12 protein-coding genes are annotated in these 13,713 nt (G+C 52.8%); 5 read left to right on the top strand and 7 right to left on the bottom strand.

Features of this window, described 5'->3' with window-relative positions:
* Positions 1-4 precede the first annotated feature (4 nt).
* Positions 5-1,108 carry a glutamate 5-kinase gene (gene proB, locus AC791_RS06745; RefSeq protein WP_049839718.1) on the bottom strand — a complete coding sequence of 368 codons (1,104 nt, stop codon included), beginning with the start codon at positions 1,106-1,108 and terminating at the stop codon, positions 5-7.
* A 289-nt stretch (positions 1,109-1,397) separates the two neighbouring features.
* Here proB and phoE point away from each other — a divergent pair, with 289 nt between their 5' ends.
* Positions 1,398-2,462, top strand: a complete 1,065-nt coding sequence (gene phoE, locus AC791_RS06740) for a phosphoporin PhoE (protein WP_049839717.1) — start codon at positions 1,398-1,400, stop codon at positions 2,460-2,462.
* 70 nt (positions 2,463-2,532) lie between these two features.
* On the opposite strand, the gene crl is transcribed toward phoE, so the two are convergent.
* From crl to gpt, 3 genes are all read right to left on the bottom strand, one after another.
* Entirely contained in the window at positions 2,533-2,925 is a 393-nt protein-coding gene (gene crl / locus AC791_RS06735) for a sigma factor-binding protein Crl (protein WP_049839716.1), read from the bottom strand.
* Positions 2,926-2,982: 57 nt separating this feature from the next.
* Entirely contained in the window at positions 2,983-4,227 is a 1,245-nt protein-coding gene (gene frsA, locus AC791_RS06730; protein WP_049839715.1) for an esterase FrsA, read from the bottom strand.
* A gap of 103 nt (positions 4,228-4,330) precedes the next feature.
* Positions 4,331-4,789: a xanthine phosphoribosyltransferase gene (gpt, locus tag AC791_RS06725; RefSeq protein WP_049839714.1), complete on the bottom strand. Its 459-nt coding sequence runs from the start codon at positions 4,787-4,789 to the stop codon at positions 4,331-4,333.
* A gap of 255 nt (positions 4,790-5,044) precedes the next feature.
* Here gpt and pepD point away from each other — a divergent pair, with 255 nt between their 5' ends.
* Entirely contained in the window at positions 5,045-6,502 is a 1,458-nt protein-coding gene (gene pepD, locus AC791_RS06720) for a cytosol nonspecific dipeptidase (protein ID WP_049839713.1), read from the top strand.
* Between the two features lie 238 nt (positions 6,503-6,740).
* On the opposite strand, the gene dinB is transcribed toward pepD, so the two are convergent.
* Entirely contained in the window at positions 6,741-7,796 is a 1,056-nt protein-coding gene (dinB, locus tag AC791_RS06715) for a DNA polymerase IV (RefSeq protein WP_049839712.1), read from the bottom strand.
* 266 nt (positions 7,797-8,062) lie between these two features.
* On the opposite strand from dinB, the gene dpaA reads away from it, so the two are divergent.
* On the top strand, positions 8,063-8,794 hold the full coding sequence (dpaA, locus tag AC791_RS06710; protein WP_049839711.1) for a peptidoglycan meso-diaminopimelic acid protein amidase: 732 nt from the start codon (positions 8,063-8,065) through the stop codon (positions 8,792-8,794).
* Here dpaA and AC791_RS06705 read toward each other — a convergent pair.
* Positions 8,765-9,532, bottom strand: coding sequence for a class II glutamine amidotransferase (locus AC791_RS06705; RefSeq protein ID WP_049839710.1), 768 nt, complete (start codon positions 9,530-9,532; stop codon positions 8,765-8,767). The two genes, dpaA and AC791_RS06705, sit on opposite strands and share 30 nt — an antisense overlap.
* Positions 9,533-9,570: 38 nt before the next feature.
* On the bottom strand, positions 9,571-10,152 hold the full coding sequence (lpcA, locus tag AC791_RS06700) for a D-sedoheptulose 7-phosphate isomerase (protein WP_049839709.1): 582 nt from the start codon (positions 10,150-10,152) through the stop codon (positions 9,571-9,573).
* A gap of 239 nt (positions 10,153-10,391) precedes the next feature.
* Between lpcA and fadE the strand changes: the two genes are divergently transcribed.
* Complete coding sequence (fadE, locus tag AC791_RS06695) at positions 10,392-12,839, top strand: acyl-CoA dehydrogenase FadE (RefSeq protein WP_049839708.1); 2,448 nt, start codon at positions 10,392-10,394, stop codon at positions 12,837-12,839.
* A gap of 94 nt (positions 12,840-12,933) precedes the next feature.
* Positions 12,934-13,707 carry an amidohydrolase gene (locus tag AC791_RS06690; protein ID WP_049839707.1) on the top strand — a complete coding sequence of 258 codons (774 nt, stop codon included), beginning with the start codon at positions 12,934-12,936 and terminating at the stop codon, positions 13,705-13,707.
* Positions 13,708-13,713: the final 6 nt, after the last annotated feature.

Below are 13,713 nucleotides of genomic sequence, written 5' to 3'. Positions count from 1 at the left end.
CTCCTTAGCGTGTGATCATATCGTCGCGATGAACGGCTACCGGGCCATATTCATAGCCGAGGATCGCGTCGATTTGTTGAGAATGGTGACCGGCAATACGGCGTAGCGCATCGCTGTTATAGCGGCTAACGCCGTGGGCGATGTCGCGGCCATCAAGACTTCGAATGCGGATCACTTCACCACGGGAGAAGTTTCCTGTCACGTTTTTAATGCCTTTGGGAAGCAATGAACTACCGCGTTGCAGAATGGCAGCGGTTGCGCCCTCATCAACGGTAATTTCGCCCGCAGGCGGTGCGCCGAAAATCCAGCGCTTGCGGTTCTCCAGCGGAGACTCCTGAGCATGAAAGCGCGTACCGACAGAAATATTTTCCATCACGTCGCCAATCACGCCCGGGCGGCTACCGGCAGCGATGATAGTATCAATGCCTGCCCGACAGGCGACATCGGCCGCCTGAAGTTTGGTACCCATCCCACCGGTTCCCAGACCAGAAACACTGTCACCGGCAACGGCACGCAGGCCGTCGTCAATGCTGTACACATTTTCGATCAGTTCGGCGGCAGGGTTGTTGCGCGGGTCGGCGGTATACAGGCCCTGCTGATCGGTTAGCAGGAGCAATTTATCCGCACCGGCGAGGATTGCAGCCAGTGCCGAAAGGTTATCGTTATCACCAACTTTGATTTCGGTGGTGGCCACCGCGTCATTTTCGTTAATGACCGGGACGATATTGTTATCAAGCAGCGCGCGCAGGGTGTCACGCGCGTTCAAAAAACGCTCTCTGTCTTCCATGTCGGCGCGGGTCAGCAGCATCTGCCCGATATGAATGCCATAAATGGAGAAAAGCTGTTCCCAGAGCTGGATCAGGCGGCTCTGCCCTACCGCAGCCAGCAGCTGTTTTGAGGCGATGGTTGCCGGAAGCTCAGGGTAACCAAGATGTTCACGTCCGGCGGCAATCGCGCCAGAGGTGACAATAACAATGCGATGCCCGGCGGCATGAAGCTGCGCGCACTGGCGCACCAGTTCAACAATATGGGCCCGGTTCAGGCGGCGCGATCCGCCGGTTAATACGCTGGTGCCCAGTTTTACCACCAGCGTCTGGCTGTCACTCATCATTTTCTGCCGTATACAAATAAGAAATAGGTATCAGGCAAACGTTGTAACAGGAGTCAGGCCGCTTGCCAACTCTGGCAGCATTGCACGCAACATTTTGTTGCGCAGGATCAGCAAGCGTAGCGACGCAGCGTTACCGTTTCATTACAAACATAATTAATGTGAATATTTTAGCAATAATCTGAAACTGTCATAAATCTTTCATCCTCAGACGTTAAAACCCTTCATGTTTTCAACGGGGCAGAAGCCTGTATTTATTTGCACGACTTTCAAAGAAGCAGGGTTAAAAATGAAAAAGAGCATTCTGGCATTAGTAGTAATGGGTGTTGCAGCGTCCTCAGCCGTTCAGGCAGCTGAAGTTTATAATAAGAACAGCAATAAACTTGATGTGTATGGCAAAGTAAAAGCCATGCATTACTTCAGCGATAATGACAGTAAAGACGGCGATCAAACTTATGTACGTTTTGGATTTAAAGGCGAAACGCAAATCAACGATCAATTGACCGGATTTGGTCGCTGGGAAGCCGAATTTGCCGGTAACAAAGAAGAAGGCAACAGCAGCTCGCAGAAAACTCGTCTGGCCTTTGCCGGTTTGAAATTTAGCGAATTTGGCTCGATTGATTACGGTCGTAACCTGGGTGCACTGTACGATGTTGAAGCCTGGACCGATATGTTCCCTGAGTTCGGCGGCGACTCTTCTGCACAGACCGACAACTTTATGACCAAACGTGCCAGCGGGCTGGCAACCTATCGTAATACAGACTTCTTTGGTGCGGTTGACGGACTGGATTTGACCTTACAGTATCAGGGCAAAAACGAAGGCCGCGACGTTAAGAAACAGAACGGTGACGGTTTCGGTACCTCTCTGAGCTATGATTTTGGCGGCAGCGATTTTGCCGTCAGCGGCGCATATACCAACTCCGATCGTACTGCCGATCAGCAAAATCCACTGCTGGCACCGCGCGGTCAGGGCGACAAAGCCGAAGCCTGGGCAACCGGCCTGAAATATGACGCTAATAATATCTATCTGGCTACTATGTATTCTGAAACGCGTAATATGACGCCAATTTCAGGCGGTTTTGCCAATAAAGCGCAGCATTTTGAAGCTGTCGCCCAGTATCAGTTTGAATCCGGTCTGCGTCCATCTCTGGGCTATGTGCAGTCTAAGGGTAAAGATATTGAAGGGGTGGGTGATGAAGATATCGTCAAATATATTGACGTCGGCGCAACATATTATTTCAACAAGAACATGTCGGCTTTCGTTGATTATAAAATCAACCAGCTGGATGACGATAACAAGCTCGGGATCAACAGCGATGATATCGTTGCCGCAGGCCTGACATATCAGTTTTAATGATACAAAATCTTCATACGAAAAAGCCCTGTCGAGACAGGGCTTTTTTATTCATAGCGTATAAAGCTGATTACTTAATGGCTTTCCCGGAAAAGCCTTCGGCAGGCTCCAGAGACAGTTCAAGCGTGGTCAGCAGGTCACGCGCTCTTTCATAAAACTGGCGCAGGGTGTGCTCAAGACGCTCAGTGACCTCAGGATCTTTGATCTCCACAGGCTGCCACGTGCCTTCTTTATCGAACAAACCGAAATGGTAGCGGTAGGTGAAACGTTTTTCTTCGGCGTCCATTTCCATCCACCATCCCCAGAACTCACGCTTTTCAGGTGCCGGTTTGACATTAACGCAAACTGCCAGGCAATCAAAAAAGAAGCGGTTATCTTTACATTGCTCTTCACGGATGTAAGGGCCCAACGCAGTAAACTTCTTTATCAGTCTGCTTCTCGGGTGTCCACTTGGTAACGTCATTGCTATCTCCTTTTGTGATGCAACTGTTTTACCAAATCAATAGAAATTAGCAATCTATTAACCAAATCTATGATTAATCCAGGCAGTAATTTCTTTCAGCGCCTTGTCAAAATTACGGTAAACCGGGTTAAACGCGATCGGCAGCAGTTTGCCGTCGGCCGAGGAAGAGGCGATCAGACGCGACTCCGCTTCCGGGCTAAAGGGATCGTTCTGCCAGTAGCCGGACAACATGGGCGTCGGGCAGCGGCGTCCCAGTAATCCCTGCGTTTTAAGTGAATACCGGTTTAGCTCAACGCGCAGCGCTTCATCAGACGCATCGTGCATCCCAAGGCGGCTGGCAAGCACATCAAGATACATTTCAGGGATGCTACCCTGACGCTGTGGATCGCTGAGCAGGGTGTGAACCATCGGGCCCAGACAGGCCACCGCTTTCAGCCGTGGCGACTCAAGATAGGCGAGCCGCACCGCCACGTTGGCGCCAAAGCGAAACCCAAAAAGCGCCACCCGGGTATGGTCGATCCACGGAATATCCGGCAGGGCCTTGAGGACATGCTGATGCAGCAGGCTGGAATCCTGCGTTAGCTTCCATTTTGACGAGAAGCCAATTGAGGGCATATCCAGCGTCAGCATGGCGATACCGAGCGGGGCGAAGTAGCGTTCGAATATGCTGTAAAAATCGAATTGCAGTGAATCAAGGCCACCGCACACTAAAATGACAGGAAAAGGCCCATCACCTTCAGGCATATGCAGAAAGCCCGTGACCGGCGAGCCGCCGGGAATGGTGAATTCCATCTCCCGCATTTGTCCTGGCAGACGCCGGGCCGCCTCTTCATAAGCCCGGCTGGCTAATACCTGCGCCTGTTCAGACAGCGCGTCGCCTTTCAGATGTGGATAGGACGCAATGCTGTAAAGATGAGAGGCATGGAGCCAGTGACGGCCACAGAGGGCGGCGTCTTGTTCCTGACTGGCCTTTTGCTGCCAGCGCATTGCCTGCGTCGACCATTCATAGATCCAGTTGCCGCCGCGGTAGCCGACGACGGTATCATAAAGACTGGCATCGGTACGCTCGGCGGTACTCATAACAATACGCGCTTGTACATCAAGAATTTCACGGGCATCGACACCGCGCGAGATCCACATCAGGCGGTTAATCATGCGATACCAGTGTGGGACGTTTTTACCGTCCAGCGTGGATTGGATCAGCGGCTGTTCGCCCCGATTAAACCGTCGGACCAGCGTTGAGGTTTCAGGATGTTTAAAACGGGGTTTGAATAAGGTTTCGCTGAGATTGGCCTGAGTCATTGCGCGTAGCCTCCATGAACTCTTCAGTGATGACGCTCATTGTAACGTGCTACAGGCTAAAAAGAACAACGCCCGGTAAACCGGGCGTTGAAAAAAGCGAAAATTAACGGCCTGAGATCGGCGGAACAAAAACTACGCCCATATCCCACGGCTGTTCAATCCAGGTATCTTGCGGAATATCAACAACATAATCATTAACCAGCGGACGCCCCGCCGGTTTTGCAAAGATCGTGACGAAATGCGCTTTTGGATACATTTCGCGGATCGCGACAGCCGTACCGCCGGTATCGACCAGATCGTCAATGACAATAAAGCCTTCGCCGTCGCCTTCGGCACGCTTGAGGACTTTCAGCTCGCGCTGGTTGTCGTGGTCATAGCTGGAGATGCACACGGTATCTACATGACGAATACCCAGTTCACGCGCCAGCAGCGCGCCTGGAACCAGACCCCCACGGCTAACGGCAATAATGCCTTTCCACTGTTCTGACGGCATCAGGCGAGTGGCCAGTTTGCGTGCGTGAATCTGCAACATGTCCCAGGTGACGATGTATTTTTCGCTCATGTGAAGTATCCCAGCCTGTTTTTACGGCTTAAAAAGTGTTCGAGGGGGAAATAGGTTGCGCGAGATTATAGAGATCTGAAACGCTAAAAACCAGTGCTAAGCGGCATTGAGGGCTGTTTTTACGCGCTTAGTACTGGTCGTCACCGCATAAAGTGGTATTCTCAAGCTCATCCCGCAAGCCTGACGTGCTGTGTGATCTTTTTTGCTAACCCCTGACCTGCAGCCTGTTTGCAGAAAGTCGAAAGGAGACTTATCGTGTCTGAACTGTCTCAATTATCTCCGCAGCCGCTGTGGGATATTTTTGCCAAAATCTGTTCCATTCCGCATCCTTCTCACCATGAAGAAGAACTCGCTCAGCACATTATGGGCTGGGCAAAAGAGAAAGGATTGTTTGTCGATCGCGATGCTGTAGGCAATATTCTGATCCGTAAGGCCGCCACCGCGGGTATGGAAAATCGTAAGCCCGTCGTCTTGCAGGCGCACCTCGATATGGTGCCGCAGAAGAACAATGATACGGTCCACGACTTCGCTAAAGATCCGATTCAGCCCTATATCGACGGCGAGTGGGTGAAAGCACGCGGTACGACGCTGGGCGCAGATAACGGGATCGGTATGGCCTCTGCGCTGGCGGTCCTCGCGGATGAAAGCGTTGAGCATGGCCCGCTGGAAGTCCTGCTGACCATGACCGAAGAAACCGGCATGGACGGTGCATTCGGTCTTCAGGCCGGTTGGTTACAGGCGGATATTCTGATTAACACCGACTCGGAAGAAGAAGGTGAAATCTACATGGGCTGCGCGGGAGGGATTGATTTTACCTCTAACCTGACCCTGACCCGTGAAGCCATTCCGGCTGATTTCCAGAGTGTGAAGTTGACGCTGAAAGGCCTGAAAGGCGGTCACTCTGGCGGCGATATCCACTTAGGTCTGGGCAACGCCAATAAACTGCTGGCGCGCTTTTTGGCCGTTCACGCCGCAGAGTTAGATCTGCGTCTGGTTGATTTTAACGGCGGCACCCTGCGTAATGCGATCCCGCGTGAAGCGTTTGCGACCGTGGCTGTCGCTGCTGATAAAGTGGATGCATTAAAAGCACAGGTTACTACTTATCTCGACATCCTGAAAAACGAGCTGTCGATTAAAGAAAAGAATCTGAACCTGGTGCTGGAACCGGCCACGACCGATAAAGGCGCGCTTAACGCGCAGTCCCGTGACCGTTTCGTTCAGCTGCTGAACGCAACACCAAACGGCGTGATCCGTAATTCCGACGTGGCGAAAGGCGTGGTTGAGACCTCACTGAACGTGGGTGTGGTTACCATGACCGATGACAATGTTGAAATTCACTGCCTGATCCGCTCGCTTATTGACAGCGGTAAAGACTACGTAGTCAGTATGCTGGAATCTCTGGGCAAGCTGGCCGGCGCGAAAACCCAGCCGAAAGGTGGCTATCCGGGCTGGCAGCCGGATGCAAATTCACCGGTTATGCAGCTGGTGCGTGAAACCTATCAACGCCTGTTTGATAAAGTACCGAATATTCAGGTGATCCACGCCGGTCTGGAATGCGGCCTGTTCAAAAAGCCGTACCCGGAAATGGATATGGTGTCTATTGGGCCAACAATTACCGGCCCACACTCGCCGGATGAACAGGTTCATATTGAAAGCGTGGGCCAGTACTGGACGCTGCTGACAGAACTGCTGAAAGCCATTCCGCAGAAGTAATCGCCTTACGCTGCGTGTAATAATGATGAACCCGGTAGCCGTACTTATCGGGTTCATTTTTATGCGTACACGCCTTTCTTTCGAACGTTTTCAGCGTTAATACCGGACACAGAATGGATATGTGCTACCTGCTCGAGCCTGCCCAGTGGAAATGTTGCAGGATCGTCATAGAGCACGTCACGTCCAAAAAAACTGTCAGCACACTATCGCGTTTATAAGCGATAAAATCCGTTAGCTGTTACAGGCCCAAAAGTAGCTGCCTTTCCAGCTGCGGATCGAGCAGCGTCACGTGCAGCCCCACCAGCCGGACACCTCGCCCGTTGCGGCGCTCGTTCCAGGTTTTACGTGCGGTGGCAATCAGGTCGTCTTTATTCAGCTTTGGCCAGACGTGCTCCTGCGTCGTCTGCTGAAAATCAGTAAACTTGAGTTTTACCCCCTGACGGGCAATAAGGAGATCGGGCTTTACTTTTGCCAGCCGACTTTCCAGCTCCGGATACAGGCGCTCAATAATAGCCTCGCATTCTGGCCACTGGTGAATATCTTCTGCCAGCGTGCGCTCAACGCCCACCGACTTTCTTAACCGCTCGTTATCAATCGCCCGATCGTCGATGCCCTGGCTACGCTCCCATAACACCCGGCCAAATTTACCAAAGCGTTTTAACAGCAGGGCCAGATCGCTATTTTGCACATCTTCACAGGTGCGCAGCCCCATATTCTCAAGCTTCGCGGCAGAAACTTTACCGACGCCGGGTATTTTACTCAGCGGCAACGTTTTTAAAAAACCGGGTACATCTTGAGGCGTAATCACATATTGGCCGTTGGGCTTATTCAGATCGGAGGCGATTTTGGCGAGAAACTTGATGGGCGCAATGCCCGCCGAGGCCGTGAGATCCAGTTCATCATTGATTGTTTTACGGATCGCCTGCGCCATTAGCGTGGCTGAGCCGTGGCAATGAAGGCTGTCGGTCACATCAAGGTAAGCTTCATCCAGCGAGAGCGGTTCGATAAGCGAGGTATAACGCGAAAAAATGTCCCGGATATGTTCGGAGGCTTCCCGATAGGCATCAAACCGCCCCGGAAGCAACGTTAAGTGAGGGCAAAGCTTCAGCGCCATTGCAGTGGACATCGCGCTGCGTACGCCAAATTTACGCGCCGGATAATTTGCGGTACTGATTACGCCACGGCGTTCGCGGCTGCCGCCAATTGCCAGCGGAACATCACGCAGCGCCGGATTATCGCGCATCTCTACCGCCGCATAGAAGCAGTCCATATCGACATGTATGATTTTACGCATCAGGTTCCCTCGCCGGCCACTGGTTAAGTATACAGTGGCATTCACGCTTTGAGAAATCTGTTTACCCGCCTGCGTGTAACCCGCGCGCAGCGCCGCCAGACATGCAAAACAGCACGTAAACGCAAACTAAATTGTAAACGCTGCACGTCAGGCTTGCGAAAAATTACGGTGGTGCTAATGTGAGCGCTCCTAATCCAGACAAGTCTGATTTCGGGTCTCTTTTGCCGTTCTGGCAATGTGGTAACGTTTATCAAGGAATAAGCAGTATGCGCATAATCGCATTTTTTCTTGCGATGCTTCTGATGCCATGCGTCTCTTTTGCCGGTCTGACCGGTTCAGGTACGCCGGTGAATAAAGAGTATAAGCAGCAGTTAATGGGGTCGCCGGTCTATATCCAGATCTTCAAGGAAGAGCGCGCCCTCGATCTCTACGTCAAAATGGGCGAAAAATACCAACTTCTTGATAGCTACCAAATCTGCAAGTATTCCGGCGGATTGGGGCCTAAACAGCGTCAGGGCGATTTTAAAAGCCCCGAAGGCTTCTATTCTGTCCAGCGTAGCCAGCTCAAACCCGATAGCCGCTTCTATAAAGCCATTAATATTGGTTTTCCGAACGCGTTCGATCGCGCGCATGGCTATGAAGGCAAGTATCTGATGATCCACGGCAACTGCGTGTCAATTGGCTGCTATGCAATGACCGACTCTGGTATTGACGAAATTTTCCAGTTTGTCACCGGTGCGCTGGTCTTTGGTCAGCCGGTGGTGCAGGTCAGTATTTATCCGTTCCGTATGACCGATGCCAATATGCAGCGCCATAAGTATTCCACGTATAACGATTTCTGGAAGCAACTGAAACCGGGTTACGACTACTTCGCACAAACGCAGCAGCCGCCGATGGTTTCAGTTGTTGATGGCCGCTACGTAGTCAGCAAGCCGCTAAGCCACGAAATTGTGCATCCGCAGCTGGCGTCAAACTACTCGCTCACCGAGACAAAATAGCGCCCACTCGCCTGGCATAATTCGTTGCCAGGTTTCATTGCCGGTCAACGGCTGAGTGGCGATCACGGAAACCACATCATCAGGTGTGGTTTCCCGCTGAAAATCGATTTCCATGTCCTGATCGATAAGCGTGGCCCGGCCAAACGGTGCGCGTCGGGTGATCCAGTACAGATTGGTCGAGCAGAACGCCATCACATAACGCCCGTCCGACAGCAGCATATTGAACACCCCTTTCTGACGCATCTCTGCGGCCAGTGTCGCAATGTACTTAAACACCGCCAGCATATTGCCCGGCGTGCGTGGATAGCGCTGGGTCAACTTATACAATAGCCAGCAAAAGGCTTTTTCACTGTCGGTATCGCCGACCGGACGAAACATACCCGTTTCAAGCGATTTATACCCGGTCATTTGCCCGTTATGCGCGTAGGTCCAGTTGCGTCCCCACAACTCGCGGGTGAACGGATGGGTATTTTCCAGCGCCACTTCTCCCCGGTTCGCCTGGCGAATATGCGCCACTACGGAGCAGGACTTGATGGGATAATCCTGCACCAGTTTAGCGATCGGTGAGTTAAAGCTCGGCTGCGGATCTTTAAATGTGCGACAGCCCTTACCTTCGTAAAAGGTGATCCCCCAGCCGTCTTTATGCGGCCCGGTCCCGCCTCCACGCTGAACAAGCCCGGAAAAACTAAAGCAGATATCCGTTGGCACGTTGGCGCTCATCCCGAGCAATTCACACATAGCTCACCTCATACACCCGTGCAGGTTACTCCGTAAAATCAGGCTTTAACCATCTCTTTTTCAATAAGCTGGATCAGGATATGGATCACTTTGATATGGATCTCCTGAACGCGATCGGCATAACCAAAATGCGGCACGCGAATTTCAATATCTGCTGAACCGGCCATCTTACCGCCGTCTTTACCCGTCAGAGTAATGACCTTCATACCCTTCTCGCGAGCCGCTTCAATCGCTTTAATAACGTTAGCAGAGTTACCGGAGGTGGAAATCCCCAGCAGCACGTCACCTTCACGACCTACCGCTTCAACATAGCGGGAAAAAATATGATCGTAGCCAAAATCATTGCCGACGCAGGAAATGTGGCTGACGTCAGAAATGGCAATAGCCGGATAGCCAGGACGATTTTCCCGGTAGCGCCCGGTCAGCTCTTCCGCAAAATGCATCGCATCGCAATGAGAACCGCCATTACCGCAAGAGAGCACCTTGCCACCCGCCTTGAAGCTGTCCGCCAGCAGCACCGCTGCACGCTGGATAGCGTGAATGTTGGCTTCATCTTTCAGAAAGTTAGCCAGCGTCTCCGCCGCTTCGTTCAGTTCATTACGGATCAGATCCTGGTACATGAGCACATCCTTCAGCTTTTATGAAAATGATAAGGTGCAGTGTACTCAATCGCACCAAAAGCGGGAAGTATAAGCCGGTACGATTAATGGCTGTTTTGATTATCCGTGCGTTTAAAATCGGCAACAATGTGAGCAAGGTTGTAATTATATTGTAAACACATTGATAAAAAAAATAACATCCACTACAACCATATCATCACAAGTGGTCAGACCTCCTACAAGCCAGGGAGCTTTTCGTTATGATGATTTTGAGTATTATTGCAACCGTTATTCTGACAGGCGTGCTGTTCTATCATCGGGTCAGCTTAGCGCTGAGCAGCCTGATCCTGCTGGCGTGGACGGCAGCGCTGGGTGCTGCTGGCCTCTGGTCGCTGTGGATGCTGTTGCCGGTCGCGCTGCTGTTGCTGCCGCTGAATGTGAAGCCCGTGCGTAAATCGATGATTTCCGTCCCGGCATTTCGCAGCTTCCGTAAAGTCATGCCGCCAATGTCGCGTACTGAAAAAGAGGCCATTGATGCCGGTACAACCTGGTGGGAAGGCGATCTGTTTCGCGGCACGCCGGACTGGAAAAAGCTGCACAGCTATCCGCAACCGCAGTTGACCGCCGAAGAGCAGGCCTTTATCGATGGCCCGACGGAAGAAGCCTGTCGCATGGCAAACGACTTTGAAATTACCCATGAACTGGCCGATTTACCGCCGGAGCTGTGGGCATTTCTGAAAGAGCATCGCTTCTTCGCGATGATCATCAAAAAAGAGTACGGCGGCCTGGAATTCTCGGCTTATGCCCAGTCTCGCGTACTGCAAAAGCTCTCCGGCGTATCCGGTATTCTGGCCATCACCGTAGGCGTACCGAACTCATTAGGCCCGGGCGAACTGTTGCAGCATTACGGTACTGAAGAACAGAAAAATCATTATCTGCCGCGCCTGGCGCGTGGGCAGGAGATCCCCTGCTTTGCGCTGACCAGTCCTGAAGCGGGTTCTGATGCCGGTGCGATCCCGGATACCGGTGTCGTCTGTATGGGTGACTGGCAGGGAGAGCAGGTTCTGGGTATGCGTCTGACCTGGAACAAACGTTATATCACCCTCGCGCCGATCGCGACCGTGCTGGGCCTGGCATTCAAACTGACCGACCCCGATAAACTACTGGGCGGGGAAGAAAACCCCGGTATCACCTGCGCGTTAATTCCAACCGCCACACCGGGCGTCGAGATTGGCCGTCGCCATTTCCCGCTTAACGTGCCGTTCCAGAATGGGCCAACGCGCGGTCAGGACGTCTTTGTACCGATCGATTACATTATTGGCGGCCCCAAAATGGCCGGTCAGGGATGGCGGATGCTGGTTGAGTGCCTGTCCGTAGGACGCGGGATCACCCTGCCATCAAACTCAACGGGCGGCCTGAAATCAGCGGCAATGGCGACCGGTGCCTATGCGCATATCCGCCGCCAGTTCAAAGTATCGATTGGTAAAATGGAAGGTATTGAGGAGCCGCTGGCACGTATTGCCGGGAATGCTTACGTAATGGATGCGGCCGCATCATTAATTACCTACGGGATTATGCTCGGTGAGAAACCGGCGGTTCTGTCGGCAATTGTTAAATATCATTGTACCCACCGTGGGCAGCGCGCAATCATTGACGCCATGGATATTACCGGCGGAAAAGGAATTATGCTGGGCGAAGGCAATTTCCTGGCCCGAGCCTACCAGGGCGCGCCGATTGCGATCACGGTAGAAGGCGCGAACATCCTGACCCGCAGCATGATGATCTTCGGTCAGGGCGCGATCCGCTGTCACCCGTACGTGCTGGATGAAATGGCCGCCGCGCAGAATAACGATGCGAATGCGTTTGATACTCTGCTGTTCAAACATGTCGGTCATGTCGGATCGAATCTGGTGCGTAGCGTCTGGCTGGGGCTGACGCGCGGCCTGACCAGTAGCTCACCAGCGCAGGATGCGACAAAACGTTATTATCAGCACCTCAACCGTTTGAGTGCCAACCTGGCCCTGCTTTCTGACGTATCGATGGCGGTTCTCGGCGGCAGTCTGAAGCGTCGTGAACGCATTTCAGCTCGTCTCGGCGACGTGCTGAGCCAGCTTTATCTCGCATCTGCCGTGCTTAAGCGCTATGACGACGAAGGCCGTCATGAGGCTGATTTGCCGCTGGTGCACTGGGGCGTGCAGGATGCGCTGAATCAGGCCGAAATCGCGATGGGTGAACTGCTGCGTAACTTCCCCAATCGCGCGGTTGCCGGTTTGCTGGGGGCGACCATTTTCCCGACCGGTCGCCACTACGATGCACCGTCTGACAAACTCGATCATAAGGTCGCGCAGATCCTGCAAACGCCGTGCGCCACCCGGTCACGCATTGGTCGCGGTCAGTATCTGACCCCGGACGAGCATAACCCGGTGGGCTTGCTGGAAGCGGCGCTGCGCGATGTAATGGCGGCCGATCCTGTTCATCAACGCATCTGTAAAGAACTGGGTAAAAATCTGCCGTTTACCCGTCTGGACGCGCTGGCAAAAAATGCGCTGGCGAAAGGGCTTATCGATCAGGATGAAGCGGCTCTGCTGATTAAAGCTGAAGAGAGCCGTTTACGCAGTATTAACGTTGACGATTTTGAGCCTGATGCGCTGGCGACGCAGCCGGTAAAAAAGCCGCCGGTCACGTTGCGTAAACCTGAAGCGGCATAACAATCTGTCACTTTTTTCACCCCGCTCAGGCGGGGTTTTTTATTTTCTGCGCCATGCTAGAGTGAGTAAAGGACGTCAAACGAGGAGTACGATTGTGCCTGGCCTGAAAGTAACGCTATTACAACAGCCGCTGGTCTGGATGGACGGACCGGCTAACCTGCGACATTTTGATCGCCAGCTGGAAGGGATCGCCGGGCGCGACGTTATTGTGCTGCCGGAAATGTTTACCACCGGTTTCGCCATGCAGGCAGCTCAGCAGTCGCTGTCGCAAGACGCTGTCGTCGCCTGGATGCATGAGAAAGCCCGCCAGACCAATGCGCTCATTGCCGGTAGTGCTGCGCTACAAAGTGAACGTGGGCCGGTTAACCGTTTTCTGCTTGTTGAACCAGAGGGAAAGGTACATTTTTACGATAAGCGTCACCTGTTCCGTATGGCTGAAGAACATCTTCATTATGAGGCAGGCATTGAACGAGTAATCGTTGAATGGCGCGGCTGGCGTATTTTACCGCTGGTCTGCTACGACCTGCGATTTCCGCTATGGTCACGTAATCGTAATGATTATGATCTGGCACTGTATGTTGCCAACTGGCCAGCGCCACGTTCGCTACACTGGCAGGCACTATTAACGGCGCGGGCCATAGAAAATCAGGCGTATGTACTGGGCTGTAACCGCGTTGGCACCGATGGTAACGGTCATCATTATCGCGGTGACAGTCGGGTGATCACGCCGCAAGGGGAGATCCTGGCCTCTGCCGAACCGCATAAAGCCACGCGGATTGACGCGGAACTGTCTTTGACGGCGCTGAAAGAGTATCGGGAGAAATTCCCGGCATGGCAGGATGCCGATCCGTTTAGTCTTAGCGGATAAACCACC

Source organism: Klebsiella sp. RIT-PI-d (assembly GCF_001187865.1).
Taxonomy (GTDB): domain Bacteria; phylum Pseudomonadota; class Gammaproteobacteria; order Enterobacterales; family Enterobacteriaceae; genus Superficieibacter.
Note: the sequence above shows the minus strand (reverse complement) of the source record. Positions and strands in the feature narration are given on the sequence as shown.